22 protein-coding genes are annotated in these 21,531 nt (G+C 43.7%); 2 read left to right on the top strand and 20 right to left on the bottom strand.

Annotated elements, in window-relative coordinates; genetic code table 11:
• Positions 1-167: 167 nt before the first annotated feature.
• From QUB61_RS04720 to QUB61_RS04635, 18 genes are all read right to left on the bottom strand, one after another.
• Complete coding sequence (locus QUB61_RS04720) at positions 168-1,388, bottom strand: glycosyltransferase (RefSeq protein WP_333122343.1); 1,221 nt, start codon at positions 1,386-1,388, stop codon at positions 168-170.
• Between the two features lie 277 nt (positions 1,389-1,665).
• Positions 1,666-1,977 (bottom strand): helix-turn-helix domain-containing protein, encoded by a 312-nt coding sequence (locus QUB61_RS04715; protein WP_333122341.1) that lies wholly within the window; start codon positions 1,975-1,977, stop codon positions 1,666-1,668.
• 157 nt (positions 1,978-2,134) lie between these two features.
• Positions 2,135-2,686 (bottom strand): helix-turn-helix transcriptional regulator, encoded by a 552-nt coding sequence (locus tag QUB61_RS04710; RefSeq protein ID WP_333122338.1) that lies wholly within the window; start codon positions 2,684-2,686, stop codon positions 2,135-2,137.
• A gap of 42 nt (positions 2,687-2,728) precedes the next feature.
• Complete coding sequence (locus QUB61_RS04705; protein ID WP_333122336.1) at positions 2,729-3,910, bottom strand: RNA-guided endonuclease TnpB family protein; 1,182 nt, start codon at positions 3,908-3,910, stop codon at positions 2,729-2,731.
• A 545-nt stretch (positions 3,911-4,455) separates the two neighbouring features.
• Positions 4,456-4,761 carry a transcriptional regulator gene (locus tag QUB61_RS04700; protein WP_333189845.1) on the bottom strand — a complete coding sequence of 102 codons (306 nt, stop codon included), beginning with the start codon at positions 4,759-4,761 and terminating at the stop codon, positions 4,456-4,458.
• Between the two features lie 70 nt (positions 4,762-4,831).
• On the bottom strand, positions 4,832-5,194 hold the full coding sequence (locus tag QUB61_RS04695) for a type II toxin-antitoxin system RelE/ParE family toxin (protein ID WP_333031019.1): 363 nt from the start codon (positions 5,192-5,194) through the stop codon (positions 4,832-4,834).
• A gap of 370 nt (positions 5,195-5,564) precedes the next feature.
• Positions 5,565-6,206: a hypothetical protein gene (locus QUB61_RS04690; RefSeq protein ID WP_333122328.1), complete on the bottom strand. Its 642-nt coding sequence runs from the start codon at positions 6,204-6,206 to the stop codon at positions 5,565-5,567.
• 2 nt (positions 6,207-6,208) lie between these two features.
• A complete protein-coding gene (locus QUB61_RS04685) occupies positions 6,209-7,288 on the bottom strand; it encodes an RAMP superfamily CRISPR-associated protein (RefSeq protein ID WP_333122326.1) in 1,080 nt (359 codons plus the stop codon).
• Between the two features lies 1 nt (position 7,289).
• Positions 7,290-7,766 (bottom strand): hypothetical protein, encoded by a 477-nt coding sequence (locus tag QUB61_RS04680; protein WP_333122323.1) that lies wholly within the window; start codon positions 7,764-7,766, stop codon positions 7,290-7,292.
• On the bottom strand, positions 7,763-8,722 hold the full coding sequence (locus tag QUB61_RS04675) for an RAMP superfamily CRISPR-associated protein (RefSeq protein WP_333122320.1): 960 nt from the start codon (positions 8,720-8,722) through the stop codon (positions 7,763-7,765). The genes QUB61_RS04680 and QUB61_RS04675 overlap by 4 nt, the downstream gene beginning before the upstream one ends.
• A gap of 29 nt (positions 8,723-8,751) precedes the next feature.
• Positions 8,752-9,372 carry a hypothetical protein gene (locus tag QUB61_RS04670; RefSeq protein ID WP_333122317.1) on the bottom strand — a complete coding sequence of 207 codons (621 nt, stop codon included), beginning with the start codon at positions 9,370-9,372 and terminating at the stop codon, positions 8,752-8,754.
• A gap of 28 nt (positions 9,373-9,400) precedes the next feature.
• Positions 9,401-10,252 (bottom strand): type III CRISPR-associated RAMP protein Csx7, encoded by an 852-nt coding sequence (gene csx7, locus QUB61_RS04665; protein ID WP_333122314.1) that lies wholly within the window; start codon positions 10,250-10,252, stop codon positions 9,401-9,403.
• A 12-nt stretch (positions 10,253-10,264) separates the two neighbouring features.
• Complete coding sequence (locus QUB61_RS04660) at positions 10,265-11,380, bottom strand: putative CRISPR-associated protein (protein WP_333122311.1); 1,116 nt, start codon at positions 11,378-11,380, stop codon at positions 10,265-10,267.
• A 51-nt stretch (positions 11,381-11,431) separates the two neighbouring features.
• A complete protein-coding gene (locus tag QUB61_RS04655; protein WP_333122309.1) occupies positions 11,432-11,857 on the bottom strand; it encodes a hypothetical protein in 426 nt (141 codons plus the stop codon).
• Positions 11,854-13,107, bottom strand: a complete 1,254-nt coding sequence (gene csx10 / locus QUB61_RS04650; protein WP_333122306.1) for a type III-D CRISPR-associated RAMP protein Csx10 — start codon at positions 13,105-13,107, stop codon at positions 11,854-11,856. Before csx10 ends, QUB61_RS04655 begins: the two co-directional genes overlap by 4 nt.
• Complete coding sequence (locus tag QUB61_RS04645) at positions 13,094-13,819, bottom strand: RAMP superfamily CRISPR-associated protein (RefSeq protein WP_333122304.1); 726 nt, start codon at positions 13,817-13,819, stop codon at positions 13,094-13,096. The genes csx10 and QUB61_RS04645 overlap by 14 nt, the downstream gene beginning before the upstream one ends.
• A complete protein-coding gene (gene cas10 / locus QUB61_RS04640; protein ID WP_333122302.1) occupies positions 13,816-16,191 on the bottom strand; it encodes a type III-B CRISPR-associated protein Cas10/Cmr2 in 2,376 nt (791 codons plus the stop codon). The genes QUB61_RS04645 and cas10 overlap by 4 nt, the downstream gene beginning before the upstream one ends.
• A 61-nt stretch (positions 16,192-16,252) precedes the next feature.
• Positions 16,253-16,459 carry a hypothetical protein gene (locus QUB61_RS04635; protein WP_333122299.1) on the bottom strand — a complete coding sequence of 69 codons (207 nt, stop codon included), beginning with the start codon at positions 16,457-16,459 and terminating at the stop codon, positions 16,253-16,255.
• A 114-nt stretch (positions 16,460-16,573) separates the two neighbouring features.
• Here QUB61_RS04635 and QUB61_RS04630 point away from each other — a divergent pair, with 114 nt between their 5' ends.
• Together QUB61_RS04630 and QUB61_RS04625 are read left to right on the top strand one after the other, a co-directional pair.
• Positions 16,574-16,900, top strand: a complete 327-nt coding sequence (locus QUB61_RS04630) for an MgPME-cyclase complex family protein (RefSeq protein WP_172192102.1) — start codon at positions 16,574-16,576, stop codon at positions 16,898-16,900.
• Positions 16,897-17,634: a hypothetical protein gene (locus tag QUB61_RS04625; protein ID WP_333122297.1), complete on the top strand. Its 738-nt coding sequence runs from the start codon at positions 16,897-16,899 to the stop codon at positions 17,632-17,634. Before QUB61_RS04630 ends, QUB61_RS04625 begins: the two co-directional genes overlap by 4 nt.
• A 186-nt stretch (positions 17,635-17,820) precedes the next feature.
• On the opposite strand, the gene QUB61_RS04620 is transcribed toward QUB61_RS04625, so the two are convergent.
• On the bottom strand, positions 17,821-19,971 hold the full coding sequence (locus tag QUB61_RS04620; RefSeq protein ID WP_333122295.1) for a tetratricopeptide repeat protein: 2,151 nt from the start codon (positions 19,969-19,971) through the stop codon (positions 17,821-17,823).
• Positions 19,972-20,261: 290 nt separating this feature from the next.
• Entirely contained in the window at positions 20,262-21,203 is a 942-nt protein-coding gene (locus QUB61_RS04615) for an NAD-dependent epimerase/dehydratase family protein (RefSeq protein ID WP_333122292.1), read from the bottom strand.
• Between the last annotated feature and the right edge of the window lie 328 nt (positions 21,204-21,531).

Genomic DNA, 21,531 nt, shown 5'->3' with positions numbered 1-21,531 from the left:
GAATAGATATAATTCATCTGCGTTAATCTGTGTTAATCTGCCTGTATCTGCGGTTAAAAAAAGAGAATTTCTGAACCGCAGATGAGAATGGATTCACGCTGATTCACGCAGATAAAGAGAAGAGATATATGAAGAATTGCCATGCTAACAGATTTGATGTCAGTTAATCAATAGGTTTTGCACGATTCTGAAGCACTCTCAAACAAGGCGACTAATTTTTTTGCCTCTAAATCAACATTGTGTTGTTGAGCAACTCTCTCGGCTCCTGTTTTTCCCATTTGTTCTAGCTTTTCTAAAGGTGCTTCCAATACCGCGCGCATCGCTACTGCTAATGCTTCTACGGAACCGGGAGGAACTAACCAACCGCAAACACCGGGTTCTACGAGTTCCGGGATGCCAGCAACATAAGTGCTAATTACGGGCCGATTGAGAGCGAGGGCTTCCATAATTACGACGGGCAAACCTTCAGCAAAACTAGGCAATACCATTGCCCGTGAACCTAAAATCTCTTGCTGAACTCGATCGCCACTGGCCCAGCCGGTAATTTCTATATGGTTTTGCAGGCCGAGTTGCAGAATCTGCTTTTCAATATCCGATCGCAGCGGCCCGTCTCCTACGAGTACCAACTTAAACTCTAAGCCTTGAACTGCTAGCAAGTTAGCAGCTTCTAGCAATAACAAATGACCTTTTTGTTCGCTGAGCCTGCCAATGCAAGCTAAGCGGGGTGCTGCGGGTATGGGGACGTAGGGTGCAGCTAAAAATGCAGCATCTACGCCGCAGTGTATGACGTGAATTTTTGACCAAAAAGTGCGATCGCACCACCGAAAAAGCTGACTTTTACCGAAGTAACTAACTGCTGCTACAAAGGTCGATCGCTTAATTTTTTCGTTTAAGGAAAGAAGTGTCGCTTTATCAAATTCTTCAGGGCCGTGAACGGTGAAGCTGTAAGTCGGGCCGCCAAGCACGCGGCACAGCATTGCGACTGTTGTGGAATTTGTCCCGAAGTGAGCGTGAACGTGTGCTGTACCGGATTCTGCAAACCAATTTAAAAGAATGCAAGCTTCTGCTAAATAAGCTAGATGCCGCAAAATCCCCCGTTCCGAGTGCCAGCCTACTTGAAATGTTAGGCGCAAAGCTTCGATGAATCGAATGGGTCTAGTTGCGGCAACGCGCAGCAAGCCCCACGCTAACCCCTGTACACCAACTCCCAAGATTACTTTAGTCAATGCTTGCTCTAGTTTGTCGGCCTCATCAACGAGTTCTGACTCGCAGGATCGGATCGAAAAGCGTGCGACTTTCAGGCCGCAAGTTTCAACTGCTATAACTTCTCTGCGGATAAAGCTGTGGCTGACTTTGGGATATTGGTTGACTAGATAAGCGATGTTCATGAACGGGGAGAAACTTTTATGGTAAAACTCTATATTAGTTTAGCTTTAATGGATCGAAGTCAAGACATAATTTTGGGTGGGGTTATTTATTCTGTTATGTTTTGATGGATTGGTTCGCGATTTAAGATAAGGGCATCAATGGTTTTATAAACACTGAAAGGCATAGCGAATTCCCCAACAAAAAAATCTGTTTTTTGTCAGGGATTGTCTCAGCTTAATTATAGGGGGCTAAATTCTAGCCACCTACTTTGTCAGGTGGCTAGAAAAAAATGCAAGATTACGAATTGGCTAAGCAAAGTTGTTGCCGAAGTTCTGGGGGAATCGCTTCAAAATGCTCTAACAGAAAATTCATCAAGGCGAGGTGACGCAAGTCGTGCAGTTGGGGATGGCGGTGCTTGCCTCCCCTGGTAAACCAGCGACGCACAGTAGAAAGCGATCGACAGCAAATGAGGGCTAGAGCTTCTTGCGGGACATCCCATTTTGCGTAGAATTGCTGCGGAGTCATCGCCAGTTGACAGTCAGCGTAAAGCTGAATGATTCGTTTTTCCCGATCCGTAATCGGGCGAGGCGTCAAAGAATGGTGTATCATAGAGGTGATTTTTTAATTTTGAATCGGCCAGTGCCCAATTTGCGGCGCTGGCTTTTGTTTTTGGGGGCTTTGTTTTTTGGCGCGATCGCACTTGACGATCGGCTAACTAAACTGCCATATTGACAATATATACGTTTACCTTTAATATGTCAATAGTCTAATCCGAATTTTCAGATTCCTCTCTGTATTTGAATCCTGCCATCTCGGCTATCAAATCCAAATGTTTTGATGTGGAACGAGCAGGCAATTGCCCGTTCTCCCAATCGCTGACTGTAGCCTGTCGCACGCCTATGTGTTGTGCAAATTCTGCTTGTGTCAACCCCATATGGAGACGCAATGCCTTGATGAGTTCGCCATTCCACTGCACCCGATCGCCCGCCTGCTGAACCTGAATTTTCTGGATTAACTTGCGAAATGTTACCCGTTGTGAGTCGAAATCGACTGTTTCCACCCGATATCCTGCCTCCATCCAAGCGGTAGCTTGCAGAGCGCCCTTTTTGCGGTTGCTCCACCAAGCTTGTTGAGTGCGTGCCGAAGGTGGGAGGGCGTTGTTTAGCAATGCCTCTATTTCGGCGAAGTTAAGGGTTACTTCGTCGAGATGGCGATTTTCGCGCAGATAATCTAAGAGCGACTGGTACTTGCTGCCCTCCTTCATGCGGTGTTTTGTGAGGTTTTCAGATATAGAATGCCACAAATCGGGGGTTGACATCCTCCCCGCCATATAACGGCGAGGATTCCTAAGACTCACGACTTAGGTTTCTGCTTCCTTCCCGAGGCGGGGATTTCGCAACTGCCCTTCAACTCTATGGTTGTCGGGTCTTACGTTCGCTCCACAGACGGAAACGGCAAGCCCTGCCGCCAAAATGTTCTTTGCCGCATTAAGATCTCGGTCATGGTGAGTCCCGCAATTAGGACAATCCCATGAACGAATATTGAGCGGCATTTTTTCAACAATGTGACCGCAATTGCCACACCGTTTGGAACTCGGAAACCATCGGTCAATCTTGATTAAAGTACGACCGTACCAATCACACTTGTACTCAAGTTGTCTGACCAGTTCGCCCCAGCTAGCATCGCTAATTGCTCGGGCAAGTTTCGGGTTCTTCATCATGTTCTTTACCGCTAAATTCTCAATCGCGATCGTTTGGTTTTCGCGCACCAATTGAGTGGTTAACTTGTGAAGGTTATCAATTCTGGCATCAGCAATGGACTGATGTACTTTCGCTACTTTAAGCCGTGCTTTGTAACGGTTGTTTGACCCCTGTTGCTTCCGGCTTAACGCTTTTTGTGCTTTCTGAAGCTTGCGATACTTTGCCTTGTATCCTTTGGGATTGACGATCTTTTCGCCATTACTTAGAGTGAGCAAACTTGTGATGCCCAAATCAATGCCAACTTGCTTGTCTGACGAAGGTAACGGTTCAATTTCCACGTCAACTCGCAGTGATACTGACCACCGACCGGATGGGGAAAGCTTGACCGTGACCGTAGACGGCTGTACCCCAGACGGTAACATCCGACTCCACCGAATCGGCAAAGCTTGGGCACACTTAGCTAAGTAGATTTGGCCATTCTTAAACTTAAAAGCAGATTTGGTAAACTCTGCACTACCACCATTGCGTTTCTTCTTAAACGTTGGATAACCACTACGACCATCAAAGAAGTTGCTATAAGCGGTTTGCAGATGCCGTAAGCATTGCTGCAACGGCACACAGCTCACCTGGGACAGAAAACAGAGTTCTTCTGTTTTCTTCCATTCGGTTAGCATGGAGGAGGTTTCAGCGTACCCTACCCTTGAATGGTCTGTGTACCATGCTTGGGTTCTGGCAGCTAACGCACGGTTATAGACCAAACGAGTACAACCGAGTGTGCGCCGCAACAGACTTTCCTGTTGTGGCGTTGGGTAGAATCGGTAGCTGAATGCCTTGAGAGTCATCCTCACATTTTAGCCTCTAATTTTTGAGAGAGTTGATTTGTTGCTGGGTTTTTTGTAAAGCCGTCCTGGAAGGACGGGGTTTCCGACCCAATTTTCTGATGACGGGGAGCGGATGGGAGTGGGGGGTGCGATCGCCAATTATTTATTTACCCAGACACTTCCATTGTGTCGGTTGCGTAATACTTGGAATTTTTATCACTATAAAACACAAAAAATGGATCTCGCCCTTGACGGAATGGCGGATTGAGAGGGGCGATCGCGCGTTTAAAAAAGTGTGGGAAGCAATTAAGTCGATCGATTAAAGTCCCCTTGCGGGGAAGAGGTGAAAACTGAATCAACTGTTCAATCACCATACTAGAGGCGTGTTTCCATCCCCTTGCGGGGTAAGTTGAAAGACTTGTTGAAGTCTTTGGAAAATTTTCACTCTCCAGTCTTCTAAAGAATAGCTGTCATTTTGATAAAAGTCAAGCCCTTCTCTGCAAAAAAGAGCCGGATGATTATAATCTCCCGAACTCTTTTTTGTTGTCGATACTATTGAGTATTACTTACTCGAACTGAGCAAGAACGATTTCCTTGTCAGGGAAATTAGCTACTAATTTTAGACTCCCACCAAGAGCTTGGATGTAGCCATAGAGGGCAGATACTTGAATATCCTCTGGGCTATCCAAATCAGAAAAAGTGGAATCAAAATTGCTGAGTTCTTTTTCCAGTTCCTCATCTGCATAACCCAACGACTTTAGCTGTTCCAAAAAGGTAAGATGAAGTAAGGCGAGTTGAACTCGCTTTTCAATCTTTGCCCTTCGCTCTGGCGTCATCCGCTCTCGTAATACACTAAAAGGCTTTGTTCTCATATCTCATATCAACTTGTGTCCACTTTCAAGTCCTTATGGTGGTGAGGAGTGTGCAATTTACAGAAATGCTTTATTCTGATATCAACCCTTCTTCCCTAAGCTCTTCTAACAGTTGGTCATAGAGCCGATCTGCTGTCGGTACATTTTCCTCATACCAGCGATCGTTACCAGTTTTGTTGCCTCCTAAAAGGAGTACCGCAACCCTCCGGGGATCGAAGGCATACAAAATCCGGTATGGCTCCCCTTGATGCTGTACCCGAAGTTCTCGCATACGTCCGTGACGAGAGCCATTGATACCTGAACTGTGAGGAGAGCGAAGATTCGTTCCTTTTTCTTCTAGAAGCCGAACTGCGAAAGCAATAGAATCTTGCGTTTCTGCATCAAGTGTTTCCCACCACCGCTCGAATTCGTCAGTGAACTCAATCTCCACCATGTTATTTTCCTTTTTCTTGTTAAATACGTTCTATCTGGCGCTTGAAAAGTTGATTCAGTAGCTCTAGCTGGAGCTTGAAGAGTTGATTCAGGTAAGTTAAGGCGTTTCAACCTATACATACATTTGTTTCCTATGTTAAGTATCAAAATTTACAAGGTTTAGAGTTTCAACTCTGAGCCTTACCATTCATATTACACTATATATTACAGTCAGAACAAGCTCGGTATCGATCGATATTTGGCATTGCTAAAGCGAGAGGATAAAATCCGCAGAGATAACCCCCTCGTTGTTTCCCAAAACTCTGACAAAGTAGGCACGAAACACGACCCTTACGCCAAAATCATCCAGCCTTCAGGAAGGCTCAATATTTTTATTCACAGCATTTGACTTTTCTAAGACTGCCATCCTCCTTAAGGTCTAAAATTTCAACCTTAACCGTTTGTCCTTCAGAGAGGGATTGTGCTTTTTTTGGTTCTTTTTCAGTTAGCCTGATAGTTCCCAGAATTTCATATGTCACCTTGTTTCCTTTGACAGCAGTAACTTTGGCTTCGACAATTTGACCCACTGCAAACTCATGACTGCCGATCGCCTTAGCAATTTCAACTTGTCTCGCTGACTCTACAACTGGGGCCACAACTTCTCCAATCGGCCCCGCTTCTTTGTAGTAACGCATCAAACGAGACGCCCAACCTAAAATTTGCAGCAAAGTGCTAGCATCCCCTTGAAATCCTTTGAGACAATCGCTACAAGCTTTATCGATGCTGCGGTAATAATCTGTGGTTTTGCCACTGTGTCCGATTTGTCTGCCATTACCGACAAGGGTTTTAAGATACTTGAAAAACCTGGAAGTGGCATCAGCTCGATTTTGATTAACTGCATTGCGGAGATAGGCGATCGCCTTTCCCAATTCATTTACATCGGTTTGTTCTTTGACTAGAGTTTGAGCGATTGCGTGGGCAATTTCCCACTGGTTTTCGGTCAAAGATTCTGTCACTAATTCAGTATTAGACATCTTTAATACATTCCTGTTGGAGGTTCCCGATCGGTCGGATATTTCAACACTTCAGCTAGTTGTTGCAGTTGAGTTGCTTGCACTAAACTAGAATGAGCAGCTTGAATATTTTTTTGCATAAATTGTTGCAATTTTGTGCCAGTCATGCTGTCAGATTCTGGAGGCTTGTAGGAGGAATAGCGATCGCGCAAATCTCCCTTATTCTGCAACACCCTTCCCGCTGTCACCTCCACAGTCATTGTTCCCATGCCGATCGGCTTCCCGCCGCCTACCTTGAGGGCGATCGGATACTTTGGATCTTGCCCCAACACAATCAAAAGCGTTCCTAACTCTGCTGCTGTTAAGTTTTTGAATTGTATCTGTGTTTGGAAAGTATACTCTTTAGCCGCTTGCTGAACGGTAATTCCTCGATCTTGACCTTTGTCGATCGCCCGAATTGTGTGATAGTAAAACTTGCGCCCTGCTACGTTGCCTCTTGCGTCAAAATATGCTCGTCTTCGATCGGGACGGGGACGATATAAAGATGGCATAAATCCCGTAGCAAAGCCCGTATTTTCGCATTTAGCATCGCTGAATTCAATTAGCCCTTGCCAATCTAAGGCACCGAATACTTGACTTGCCGGACAGAGTTCTTGTTTATTTTTACATGGCAAGCGTTCTTGCGGAATTTTATCTCTGTATCTTGATGTAATTACTGCTAAAGTGCTGTTAGTAATGGCTTCGTATGCTGACCGGATGCAGCCTTTGAGAGAACTACCTTGAATTGATAACTTTTGGTCAATGTTTTGAACCATTGTTTTGATTAAAGGCACGCGGCTGCCTATGTCGCTACCCATGACAACTACGCCTGTAGAGACGTGCAAAGTAGTCTGAACTTTCAAAGTGAGAAACAAAGTTCCGTGCAGGCGATCGCCCAAATATTGGTGATGTCCGGCCGGAGGATTTTTTGGCGGTCGTTCTTTGGGGAAACTAATTAATTCATAAGGTTTAGGTTCTCCTGTTTCAGCGGGATTATTATTAGAAACCGGACTACTTGGCAACGGTGTAGAACGTCGGGGCTTGGGTGGGAGATTTGTAGTCATGTTAACTCGTGACTGTGAGGGCGACAAAATGAACGGTAGCAGTTCTTTTTTCTTGAAAGTATCGCTGACCTATGCTAATATTGTTAGAGACAATCTTTTCATCATTTTCTCCTTTATAGACAAAAGTTTTAGGGAATTTTGGTTCGTCAAGGCGGTGAAAATAAGCCGCGCGATCGCAAATTTGCCACTCGCAATCTTTATCGATCGGCTCAAATCCTTCTAAATCGGCTTCAACTCGACTCAGCAGTAACGCTTGATATGCACTTCCCTGCTTTTTCCAGCGCAATTCGCGATCGGCATTAAACATTTGCCCTTCAAAACCGGGGAAAAACTCATCGGGCAATTTCATGCAAATGCCGCTGACTGCGTGGGGCGATCGCACAAAATAATAACTTTCCTCAGTTGCTAACTTTTCTAACAACTCTTTAACTTCATCTCGTGACAAACCCGATCGAACATATACAAAACCTTTGTTCATGCTGCGGCACCTGTTAAAAGCTTACTCCAAGCACAAACTGCACATTTAAATAAATTCGGTACACCAGTCTCACCGTCGCCTTGCCATTTTAGCTGGACTCCAAAACCTAAATCCATCGGTTCAGCAGGAATAGGGGTTTGTTCGCGATCGGGTTTAGAAAAGCCATAACTTGCAGATTCTTCTGTGTCTAAAAATTCTCCTGCACCCAGCAAGAAAGCGTGTCCCCATCGACCGGGTTTGACTATTTGTTGAATTTGGCGATTATCTTCATCTAATTGACAACCGGGATATTGAACTACGGCTTCGTTATATTTGACTGTCACCGTCCCCAAACCGCGAGATTTGGCAAAACCGATTCCAAACCAACCATCATTTAAGTCTCGCAAAACTAAGCCAATTAAGCCTAATTGTGCTAAGGAAAAGTTTTTGAGATGTATTTTAGTGCGAAATTCTCCGGCGGTGCAGACTTGGTAGTTAAAGGGTCCGACAGCTACGGAACCGAAAACGCGATCGATCGCGACTCCATTGCGTTCTTGAATTTTGAGCTGTTTCTTATCAATTGGGTGAGCATCTTGGATTCTAACTCTGCTAGCAATTGAAGTGTTGCCGAAAATGCGATCGGTAAAAGAAGAGAACTTGTAAATATCGCTGGATGATTTATTTTTCAAGTAATCATGCTTGTCATTCAATGGATCGTTAGCCCAGAGAACTTTCGGATCATTAGGATTACTATCTCTTCCTAGGGTTCTGACAATTCTCTCAGCATGAGCGCGAATAGCACCTTTTAAACTGCTTCCCGGTAGATAAATTGACTTCCCTCCTGCATGGTAAGTCTCGACAAATTCCATATCGGGTTTAGTTGGATCGGCTCCTTCTTTGCCGGATTTGATGAGAATAGGGCCGTCGGGAATTATAGTGAGGGCGATCGTGCAATGATTGACAAATCGTTTGTGCATGGGTGAGTAATTTAAGAGATAGTTAAAAATTAAGCAGCTACTAGCTCATCAAGCTGAATTTCGCATTGCTGAAAAACATAGTTGACAAGAGCAAATAGGCGATCGATTTCCTGAATAGTGTAGAAAGCCTGATTGTGCATAAAATTGTGATTTTCAAGTTTGCCAAACTCCCATCCTTTTCCATTAGAAACAATCCCAAATATTGTTACCTGCAATTCGTCATTCAACCGCTGTGCTGCAATCATCTCAGCCAAACACTGCGCCCACCCTTCGTCGAATTTATCTTGCTTAGCCTCAACTAACAGAAAATAAGGTTTTTCAAACACGAATTTTCCCAAAGGAGAGCGTTTAGCCAAAATATATTCAGGAAAACCAGACAGATTCAGGTCGTAGGTAAGAGATCTATGGCTCCAGAGAACAAACTTACTATAATAAGATTTCCAGACTTCTTTGATAACTGGATATATCAAATTTTCGCACACAGCAAACTCTGAATTGTCCACAACTGCTTCTCGCATCATAAATGCTAAGTCTTCCCGAAAATACTCAGGGATACTAAATTCAGTTTCTCCCATGAAATTAGCTTCAGTATAAGTAATCTGAAACTCTTTGAGAACTTCACCGATATCTTTATAACTGCTGAAACCCATATTGACCTCTTTTCTGCAATATTTAGTTTTACCATTGAGCTGTTTGAGTTGGGGATGATTGAGAAATGTTATTGTTCAGTCGATCTATCAGCTTTTGTACCCACTCATCTTTATAATCAGCCGCATCTTCATAAGCTGTTTCATCTCCCATAACTAACTTTTTTAAGTATTCTAACAAAAATTCTGGATGGTCTTCGACATCAACCCAGCGCATCTTATCAATTTCTAGTTTAACCACTCCTAAACCGCGCGATCGCCCGCCTCCTAGAGGTATTTGTTCGGTTTCAAATTGATGCAAACCAATCATTAATAAACCCAATTCCCAATCGTGAGCATTTTCAACTACTGCTTTAAAATCAAAGGGAGTTGCGGCGGGGACAACTTGGTAGTCGTAAAGTTTGCCCTCTGCGGCGGTTTCTGTGTCTCTGTCAATGGCTACTCCATCTCGTTCTTGATATTGTCCGAACCACGCCTCGGGTTGTACGGTTAAGTCGCGGACTTGGAATTTGCTGGCTATCCAGGGAGAACCAAATAAACTGCCAATATCGTCTGTTAGGTCGAGCAGTTCTTGTGTTAAATTCAAGTCATCATTTTTGTATTTTACTTTTAAATCTTTGACTTGATTGTTTCTAGTTGAACTTGTGTAGTTAGCCGGATCTTCGGCTAGATTTGGGTCGATACCTCGGAGGAAGCTCTCTAAGCGCGATCGCAGCGCACCTTTAAAACTTGAACCGGGAATCAAAGGTCTACCCAAAGCATCTTTGATTACAGGTAAATCGGAGCCGATCGCTTCGGTCGATCGACCTTTACTAATGCGTAATGCTGTTACGGTTGTGAGCGTTCCTGTGAGTTCCAGTCGATTTTTGAATTTGTCAAACATGGTTAATCCTAATTATTGAGAAAACTCTTTTTCCAGATGTAAAGCAATACTATTTGTTTCCGCTTGATTTCGCCCCGTTGTTTGAATGCACAACCCTAGTCCTTTATCTGTCCAAGTTAGAACAAACTCGACAAGGCCATTTGGATGCGCCCGCAAAATAGGATTAGGACATTTTGGATTAAACGGTAAAGAATTGATAATTTTTTTTACATAAGTCGAGCGACAGATTTTCTCGGCAAATGCTTGCAATACATCTTTACCATGATCGTCTCTCAGATTAATCGGTTTCTTGTTGGGGTCAGTATCATCTTGAGGGATTAGGGATAGAATAGTAGTTTCTTGCTTAGCAAATTGCAATCGGGAACGTTCATTAAATAGGACTCCCATTGCCGAGAGACTGACTGCTGTTTCATTGCCAATAGGTTCCTCGTCAATGAGTGACTCCATATACTTACTTTTCAGACTTGCTTCAACTTTTGACTTCTCAATGGTTTGTGCAGATTCAAGCTCGGAAAATAATTGATAATTATTGAGCCAAAAAGCAAGGTCAAGAGAAACTGGTTGTGGAGGTAGCTCAATTACTTCTGAAAACTTCTCAAATAAGTAATAAACGGGAATTTCCAACGCTTGTCCGATCATGCCAGCAAACGAAATTTGTGCTTTATATCCGCCAGTAGCATTGATCGCAATTGCTTCCGGAGAAAAGTTTCTTACTTCTGTGCTAATCTCGCGGACGAGATTTTTAAGTCCTTGTTGCTTAAATTTCTTAACGTCGTCATCGCGCAATCCTTCAAGCACTCGAACTTCAACTTTTTGATCGAGCTTCAGAGAATTACCTGAATTTTCATAATACAACTTAAGAATCTCGCCTGTTGTTTTACCATCTTCTGTATCGGAAAGTAGAAAAATTAATTTGGGCGGGCGAGCGATAAACTCTTTTTTGCAGATACTCGTAATTGAATTTATTTCTGCTCCACACAAACGATCGGAGTTTTCTCTCTGAAGTAATAGGAGTGCTATTTGATGCCAATTTCTTTCTTCAAAAGCCTGTTGGATAGCTTCTTCTTTAGAAAATTTTAGGTTATTGAGAAGGCTCGTACCTACAGTAGAAATTAGTCGATTTCTCATTTTTACCTCCCTTTAAACATTACGATTTCTGTGCTTTCAGTCTATTATTGATTAGTTTTTTCCATCTTTTAAATACTTGAGATGTCGAGAGCCATAACCCAAATAACGGCGAATTAGTTCTAGCCAAATATGTTTGAAGTCTGTTTGGGAACATTCGGCAATTATCCCAGCATTTTTTTTGATGTTACCATCAATATCTTGAATTACCCTTGTCGCTAAAGATTTTTCCCCCCTCCCCCATTTTTTATCTCTTCCTACTTGATATCGGAGAAAGTTTTTAATAACTTCTGCACTATCTGTTGTGTCAGCAACGCGGACTAAGTTGCGGAACTGTGATTCCTCTAGTTCTTCCTTTCCAGACTTACCATATTCGCAAGTGTCTAAAGCATCTTGAATCCAAATGACTAGATCGTCTTCTGTTTGGCGAATAGCTTTTTGTACTTGTAACTCTATCCTTTGTTCTGTACTTATACTCATACTGCTTCCTCCCGAAATATAAGGTGAAATTCGTTGCAAACTTGAACTTGACCGAAGCCTTCGCAAGTACGATCGCCCAATCCCCTCATTTCCAACTCTCCTAATCTCTCAATCCAAAGCCCTGGTTGAGTTGTACTGAACAAATAAACCGAACCTTTCTTGGTTGTCAACTCGACATCTTTCATCAATCCCCAAGCCGCATTCCAACCCGACAGATACTCGTAACTGCTGTAAGCGGCTTCCAAATGCAAAGATTCATCTTTATCTTTAACCCCTGCAAACTGGTGCAACATCTTTTTAGATATTACAGTTGTACGCCGCCAATTTTCAGTCAGTATAGCATCGGATTGCAAGTCGAGGGTGAAGTAAGTTCGATTTGTTGGTAACTCTTTGATAGGATTGCCAAAAACTCCCCATTTATCCCATCGCCATTCTAGCTTTTTATTGAATTTAGCGATGCGATCGCTCACATCTATTTTAGCATCAACAGGCTTTTTTGTGTTAATTTCAACTTTTCCTAATCCTCTGGAAGTCGAACCGCCCAAGCGAAAGTTTTGATGACGCTGCTGAATGAAATCCCGTACAGATTCTGCTAAATTATCCTCCACTAAAATCGCACCTCGATAGTAAACAGGATTTTGTTTGTTCTCCTGAGATTCATTCAAAACTTCCAGACTGTAAAGTATTTCTTCCTCCGATGTAGCCCTGCGACGATTAATCCCAACTCGCGTTAACAGGCGTTTGTTAGCACTTAGGCTGTGATACTTTTTATTAAATTTACAGTAAAAACTAATGCCAGCAGCATCGACTCTCCCTCCGTCTTCCGGGCAATTCGGATCGTAGGGATATCCATAGCCTTCAGCACAAAAGCGATCGATTAAAGTGTCAAAAACACCATTGTTTTTGGGCGTGAAACCGGATTTATTTTTAGAACTTAGTGCGGTAGTGGGTAAAACTCCATTGTCTTCAAGTCTTGCTTGAGGGATGAGTTTTCCATTAATTACTAATGCTGGGTAAGCATTTTGGAAAATTGCTGGATTGTCACTCAAGAATAAAGCTTGAAAATCGCCGCCATTTTCGCTCAAATCGCCCGATCGCCCATTCGATAGATCCAAAATTTGAGCAGCCACAGCACCCCGAATCACCGTACCGGGAATATAGTCTACAGCTTCGCCAATCGAACCACCCGGTTTCTGACGGGCGATCGCCAAAGCAGACAAAGCCTTAATTTCCAGTTCAATTCGCTGCATTTTTCCTTCCCCTCGCTAGAAAATCCCAATCTGCTTCAGTCCCTTCAAATTCCGGTAAATTTTCCCAACTCAGCCATCCCAAACCAGCCGATTTACTTCCACCCAGTGCGTGAATGTGTTTGAAACCAGCCAACATCAAAGGTTTCGCGTAGCTGGGGCAATTTGGCAACAGATGAATTTGACCTTCAAACCTCAGTGAAACATTAGGTGGAGAAGTCTCCAAAAAGTATAGTTTTTTCTCTTCTGCGGTGCGGCGACGGCGATTCACTGTCACCCCCGGACGTATAAAATCTGCCAAATTTTCCGGGTCTTCCGTACAAATCAAATCCTCAAAAATTACCCGGGATGGCAAAACTGGATCGCCGAAAATTTGACTTATTAAACAGTGATAAGTCTCATGATATCCTGATACTTCGTATTCGCAGCGCTTAAATTTATCCGGTGCGTTTTCTCTGCGAATTACCATTTTTCCCGGACTAGGAGACTCGCAAATCTCCCAATCCAAACCTCTAGCAATTTTCTCGCATTCGTGGCGGAGGCGACCTTTGATTTGAGAACCCGGAATTAACAGGTTTCCTTCTGCATTGCGGACAATTGGCTTATCTGCAAGGGAAGCGGAGGAACCGCCCGCGCCTACACACAAAGCTGTATCAATTACTGCTGTAACTGTGTAAGTATTAATTGAGCTTGATAGCGTCCTGACAACAATCATGATTCAACCTCCGCCTCTACCAATTCTTCGGAAATAAAGTCGGAATCTTCTAATTCAATGAAATCGTAAATATCCAAAAGTTCCCGCCAGATGGTTTCATAAACTCCTTCTTTTAAATCGTACATCCAAGGTGCTACATTGCCTTCATTAGTTTTAGCTTTGCACCAAGCTTCTTCAAATTCTTGTCTTAATTCTTTCTTTCCCTGCTTGAGTCGGGTTCGGAAATAGCGGTAATTGAGGATTGTAGTTTGTTTTCCTTGTTCTAGGAAACTGCGAATTTGGTAGAGTTGCGATTTGGGAAAGTCAGCCTTTTTCAGCGCTTTCACAGACTCTATCAATCCGCCAATTTCGTGCAAAGTGTAAGGTGCGGCGTATAGCTTAAGTTTTTGAGGACTTTCTTTGGTTAATGCTTCTTTGCGGAAATCCTCGATGCTGGATGCGATCGCAGTTACAGATTTCATCACCAAAAAATCCACTGTACCTCCACAGTATCCGTGCTGTTTTAAATCTTTAGCACGTTTTTTGGCTGACTTGAGCAATTGTTCGTAAAGTTTTTTTGCATAGTAAATCGGAGTTTTATAGTCGGCAATCAACACGCCGATCGATGTACTTAATTGACAATTAGTAGTTCCTGCATTTTGACTTAAGTAGCGGTGACACTTACTGAGAACGATAGGTTTTTCTGATGGCTGAGTTTGATAGTTACCTTTGATTTCCACACCGGGTATCTGAACTTGTCTGAGCAAAATTTGTTCAAACTGTTCTCCGATGGTTTTGGCGATCGCCAATGCCCGATCTGCTGGTACAATCAAGATAATATCATCGCCACCAATAGTAATAATCTCAAAGGGATGAATCAAAGCGCCATCTTGAAGAGTCGATTCTGACTTGTTATTTCCTTTAAGTTCGCGAGGTTGAAGATGCTCAGCTAAGGCTTGAAAAACAGCATATCTAGTGGCATTGTCAACATCTTCGCTAAATTCTTGATATTTTTGGGGAGTGCTAATTTTTTGAATATAGCCACCCATGTTATTACCATCAGCATAGATGTACGCTACAAAGCCCTTACTCACACTGCCAAGCTGAGTTAAAGATTCAGATATTTCAACGTCTTTAAGCTTGTTGTCGCCCCAGTATTTCTGAAGTTTTTCGTTTTCCAAGAAATCCTCAAACTTGTCAACCCAACCTTCAATGACATCAGCAGCCCATTCTTTGTTTGTGTACCAATGAGTTTCTTTGATTTTCCCGTGCTTAGCCCGATCGCCCGCTTTGCGTTTGCGCGCAGAAACCTCAGAAAACCAAGGATTGCCCGGAAGACCTTTTTGATTGGGATTGTCGGGATTGTCGGTAGCCCGAGTGATAGCCGATCGGCGATCGGCCTCATCCCTTTGCAGATAAGGGTGCGTTTCCAACATCGGCGGGTAGCGGCGGCTGGGGCGATTTTCAAAGTCATTGCCGCTGCGCCCCTGATTAATTTCAAAGTCATTGCCGCTGCGCCGCTGATTAAACATCACGGCCAATTTAGTAGTTAATTCATTAAAACTCTTGCGATTTGCAAACGCCTCTTCCACACAAGATGGATCGACAGGTTCGTTTGAGTCTTTATCCAGCTTGCCAAAGTAAGCCTCAACCACGGAATTTTTATATTCTTGGCGGTATCGATCGAGCCAAAAGGTTTGTTCTATCGGGTCTCGCAGCAAACCAAATCGAATTTCTAAAAGCTTAAACGTATCTCCCACCGCGCATGAATTAGCAGTTATGGTTTCATAGGAATAGCGTTTTTCTATGGCATCAGTTAACTCATTCACAAAAGCTGCTGGGCAGAAAGCTAAGATATTGCCGCCAGTAGAATAGACAATCATTTCAGGAATCAAAGCTGCTGAAAGCTTGGGTTCACCCGCAAAGTTTTCATCCAGCCATTTTCTTACTTGTTGAGATTGATTTTGGTCACTTGGAGATTCAAAACTCTTTTTAAAAAAAGCAGGCAAATCAACTAAATTTATCCGATCTAGAAGTGCAGATGCACCGCGAATATCTGGGAGTTTCGCCTCGTCAAAAACATACTGCTTAATCTTAGTTGCACCGCCGTAAACTAAGCCAATTTCCCCGGTTTGATTCCACAAATTTTGGTATTGATTTTGCAAATCAGTAATTGTTTCGGAAAACTCTCCTTTGGGGATATTATCGGGAATATTCAGAAGTTCCTGAAGCCGATCGACAATTTCCCTCACTTTTGCCGGCACTTCCTCCCCAGAATTCAAAGCCCGTCGCATTTCCTGCAACACGCCGATCTCAAATTGAGGTTTGCGTCCCTCGCCCCAAGCCAGACACCAAGCAATACCAGTTGCGATCGCACTCCAACAACTTTTCATATGCAAACCACTCCCAATCAGGTTTAACAGCCCCCAGATTGCCTCAATAATTGGTAATTATTCAACGTGCAATTCCATCTAATTTCCTATTCTCACCTAAATTTTCCCGAAAATCACCAGCCCGAAAAATAATCGCCCAAATCCCCAAAAAACCAGCAACTCTCGCAACTCTCACAACTCCCCCAACTCTCGCCACCAAAGATTTTTCTGAAGCGACTTGCTCTGCATCTACCCAAGATGACAGCAAATAAGGTAAAGTAAACGGCACAAGAGTCTAGAACTCTCCAACGACCGCAACTGAGCAAACCCGCCCCTGACCAGCAAAACTGGCCGGTACAGGCGGCATTAACCGCTAACCGTCAACCTCTAACAACCGAGAAAAATGCAAACCTACTACTACGTTTTAGCCAGCCAACGCTTTTTGCTAGAAGAAGAAGCCCTAGATGAAGTGTTTAAAGAAAGAACTCGCAACTACAACGAACAAGAAAAACAAATAGACTTCTGGTTGGTCAAACAGCCCGCTTTCCTAGAAGCACCCACAATGGCAGAAGTTAAAGCAAAATGCCCTCAGCCAGCCGCCGCTATAATTTCTACCGATCCTGTCTTCATCACCTGGTTAAAACTGCGATTAGAATATGTACTGACAGGTGAATTTCAAGCACCATCACCAACTATTCCCGATGCCCTTGCATCCCTACAGACAGCATGAATAAACTTGCCCAAAATCCGACAAAACAACTCACAGAAATTAGAAGTCAATTGTACAAATTTATTTTGTCTCTACCCCTATTTTCTGCTACTTCGATCGCCCTTTTTGCCTTGACAATTTTATCGACTTCTGTTAAAGCTCAGTCGAGCTGCAAACCGCCCCAGTCCGATGAATATCTACTGTTAATTGTCACCCCAACACCCGAACAGCAAGAAAGAGCAAAACGCTCATTCCCCGGAAATACTGACAACACAGTTTGTCGGTACATCAACGACACGGTGACGCGAGTTGGCGGCTTTCGGGACTCGCAAATCGCCAGCGATTGGGTTAAATACATCGAAGATGTTGTCGGATTGCAAGCTTACGTAGTACGATCGCCCGCAGCCGCGCTACCCCAAAATTTGCCAGTCTACAACCCTCAGCCAGCACCAGGTTCTGAACCAATCACCAATTCTCCCAGCGGCAATCTTGCCTTCAATCCCCAACCCCTGGGCCCTGGTTATGCAGTGTTAGTAGATTACTTCAACCAACCGGAATTAGCCGCCCAAGTCAGGCAAGCATTAGGCACGCAAGTAGGCTTAGCTTCCTACGGCCAGCGTCCCTTTTTATTCGTCGCTTATACAACGGATCAAAACGCCGCTACTGCTGCAATAAAAACATTGAGCGATCGAGGTTTTTGGCCGATGTTAGTAGACAGCCGCCGAGTTACCGTAATTGCTCCCGCTGTTCGCTAAAATATAACCTACCCCCACGATCGTTCCGATCTTGAAATCGCTACTAAGCTGAGGCGCATCTAAATTTTACAGTCAACTTTGATGAAATTATTGTGGGGTGGGCGTCTCGCCCGCCCAAAAAATACAGCGCAAGATGCCCAACAGCTTACACAAACTCTCGTCCTAGCAGAGGGGGACTAATAACAATTATTGTTGTTGTTGTTGTTGTTGGGATTCTAGCGGGCTGCTTCCTAGCTGACTTTCTGCCCGCTTTTTTGCTTCCATTGCCGCTCCGTAATCCGGTTTGTAGCGAATTGCTTTGTCATAGGAGCCGATCGCATCTTCGTATCTTTTTACCGCCACCAGTGCATTGCCGCGGCTGTACCAGGCTTCCGAGTAGTCAGGCTTGACATAGACAGCTTCATTGTAAGAGACTAGCGCATCTTCGTACCGCTTTAAATTGTACTGAGCATTTCCTCTATTGTACCACGCTTGATATTCTTCCGGGTTTAAATCTGAGGCTCTGCTGTAACACTCAATTGCTTGTTCGTACCTGCGCAATTCGTGGTAAGACCAGCCTAAATTATACCACGCTTGATAATAATCCGGTTTTAATTTAACAGCTTTTTCGTAAGCTTCTACCGCTTCTTCATGCCTCCGCATTTTCAGCAAAGCGATGCCTTTACTGTACCACCCTTGATAAAAATTTGGCTGAAACCGCACGGCTTTTTCGTAGGCTTCAAAAGCTTCTTGATTTTTGTTAACTTCTAGGAAAACATTGCCTACATTGTACCAAGCTTCATAATTATCGAATTTGATTTCAACTGCTTTTTGATAGGATTCTACGGCTCGATCGTACTGTTTTAATTTTTGGTAAGCTTGTCCCCGATTGTACCAGGAACGGTACAAATTAGGCTGAAATTGTACCGCTTTTTCGTAGGAGGCGATCGCCTCTTCGTACCGCTGCGAATCTAACAGAGTATCGCCTCTGCCTTCCCAGGCTGCCGCATAGTCGGGCTGGATTTTCAAAGCGTTATCAAAAGATGCGATCGCCTCTTGAGACTGTTGCAACTTCTCCAAAGCATAACCGCGTCCCGTCCAAGCTTCCAAGTATTCCGGCTTTAATTCTATGGCTTGATCGTAAGCTGACTGCGATTCTCGATATTTTTTCAATTCATATAAAGTTTTGGCTTTTTCCTGCCAAACTTCCGCGTAGTCCGGCCTGAGATTTATTGCTCGCTCGTAAGCTGCCAGAGCTTCTTCAAATCGGCTTAAATTGTAAAGAGTATTGCCTCGGTTGTACAGGTCAGTGGCATTTGCCGCATTAAAAGTATTTACACCATAAATTGATGCTATAATACTGATGCCAATTAAACTGGCGATCGACAATATTTTAAAATACAATTTTTTTCGGGATTTGAGCCGCCCCTTCGCAGCAGCAACCGGAGGCAATACAGGAACTGTACCGCTGAAAGAATTTTTCAATTCTTTAATAGCTTGCAGCGTTTCGCCGGCACTAGAATAGCGTTGGCGAAAATCGTACTTTACCATCTTATCTAAAATCTTCGCAAATTCAGGACTGACTGATGTTTTGTCGTGCCAAATAATTTCCTCTGTATCGGGGTTTCTTGGCATTTGGTGAGGATTTATGCCAGTGAGGAACTGAATTGCGATCGCACCTGCGGCATAGATATCGCTGCTGAGTTTTGGGTTGCCGTGAGCTTGTTCGCTGGGCATATAACCGGGAGTACCGATGCTGACACTCAAGCTATTCTTGGGCTGAGGATTGGTGATTTGAGTAGTAATTTCTTTGACTGCGCCGAAGTCAATTAAAACTAATTTTCCGTCTCTATCTCTGCGGAGGATATTGCGGGGATTGACATCGCGGTGAATCACATTTTGCTGGTGTACAAAGTCTAAAATTTCGAGAAGTTCCTGCAATATACAAATGACTGCATCTTCCTGCATGACTCCCGCAGTTCCTCCTTGGTAAGGGGAACCCGCCCCAGCCGCCCCTTGGTAAGGGGGGGTTTGGGGGGGTATAATTTCTTGACTTAAATCGTGGCCTTCTATAAATTCTTGAACTAGATAAAACTCTTGATTCTCTTCAAAAAAAGCAAAAAGTCTGGGAATGCGATCGTGATTTCCCAATTTGTACAAAACTTGTGCTTCGGTATCGAATAAACGTCTAGCTACCTGTAGAGTTTCGGGATCTGTTGCTTGAGGTTTAAGCTGCTTGACGACGCAGAGGTGATTGCCTGGTAGCTGCTTATCTTCAGCTAAATAAGTTTGAGCAAATCCGCCGCCTCCCAAGTGACGGATAATACTGTAGCGATTGCCGAGTGTTATTCCAAGCATGAAATTCACCTAATATTTCCTAGTCTTTTGGAGAATTAGCTTCCAACCAAGATGTCAAATCTTCCGCATTATAAAAATCTAACATGGCTTATCTAAATTTTTTAATTGGTCGAGCGACAACTGGGAAGTCCGGATTTCAATAAAATAAACTACAGGTGGGAATCCCTTGTGCAATTCTTCAATCATTAATTTAGTTCCATTTGCTTTCTTTCTTGTTCCCTCCCCTTACTAAGGGGAGGGTTAGGGTGGGGTTCTAGATTTTTGCTGGCATGGGATGCCCCCACTCTAACTTAACTTGGAACCGATTTCAAAATTTCATCATCGACTGAAAAATCTATCTCAGCTTTGTCCCGCCCCGAAACTACATAATCATTCTGAAAAGAATCTTTCAATCCAGAAAGTAAGTCAAATTCCGGCTGCCAGTTAAGCTCGGTAACAGCTTTATTAACTGAAGCGAAAAAGTGCTGCAATCTCATCGGAAAAGCTTTCTTTTTGCCGAAGTCAAATTGTTTCGGATCGTAGTGTACAATCTTAATAGCATCAGGGGATTTGCCTGCCGCTTGAATGCAGGCGCGGGCTAAACCGTCAAAGGTGACAAATCGATCGCCCGAAACGTTGTAAATTTGCCCTCGAGCCCTTTCGTTCCCCAAAACCGCCGCCATTGCTTTAGCCAAATCCTGACAGTGCCCCAACTGCGTGAAGTGCATTCCGTTACCGGGAATCGGAATCGGTCGATCGCGCGCAATGCGATCGAAAAACCAAGCCTCCAAATCGTTATAATTTTGGGGGCCGTAAATGTAAGTCGGGCGAATCGAAGTCCAAGGCAAACCGGACTCGGCCAAGTAAGTTTCGGTTTCGCATTTACCCAAATGCCGGCTTTTAGGATCAGTAGCGTCCCCTTCAATATGAGGCATTTGATCCGATTTCAAATAAACCCCCGCAGAGCTCATGTAAACAAAGTGCTGCACCCGCCCTTTAAATATTTCAGCTAAAGGCTTTGTATCGCTGAGTTCGCGGCCGTTGTTGTCAAAAACAGCGTCAAACTCGACCGTCGATAACTTTTCTTTTAGTTGTTCGACATTTGTACGATCGCCCTGAATCTGTTTCACGCCCGAAACCGGTGCAGGCTTGTTGCCCCGGTTAAACAACACCACTTCATGTCCTTGTGCTGCTAAAATCTTAGTAAGATAAACCCCGATAAACCGAGTACCGCCCATCATTAAAATTCGCATTATTTTCGATGCTCCTTACAGTTAGTGTAAATATCTTACAATAAAGTTATGCCTTACGGAAAAACCGGGTTTTTTAGGAAAAAACCTGGTGACAGCCATCAGCCCTGGTATAAAAACCGGGAACCCTTTAGTTTTTGTGCGCAAGTCCTGAAAGTCAGTCAGGAGGCTTTACTAAAGTGCGATCGCTCAAAATAAACATATAGAAATCGCTAAGACGATTAACACTTTCTCAATTGCTAAAACCCTTGCTTTTCTTCCTTCTTCCTTCTTCCTTCTTCCTTCTTCCTTCTTCCTTCTTCCTTCTTCCTTCTTCCTTCTTCCTTCTTCC

Origin of the sequence: Microcoleus sp. C2D2, from assembly GCF_036702495.1 — a bacterium.
Lineage (GTDB): Bacteria > Cyanobacteriota > Cyanobacteriia > Cyanobacteriales > Microcoleaceae > Microcoleus.
This window is presented reverse-complemented; position numbering and strand designations above follow the sequence as displayed.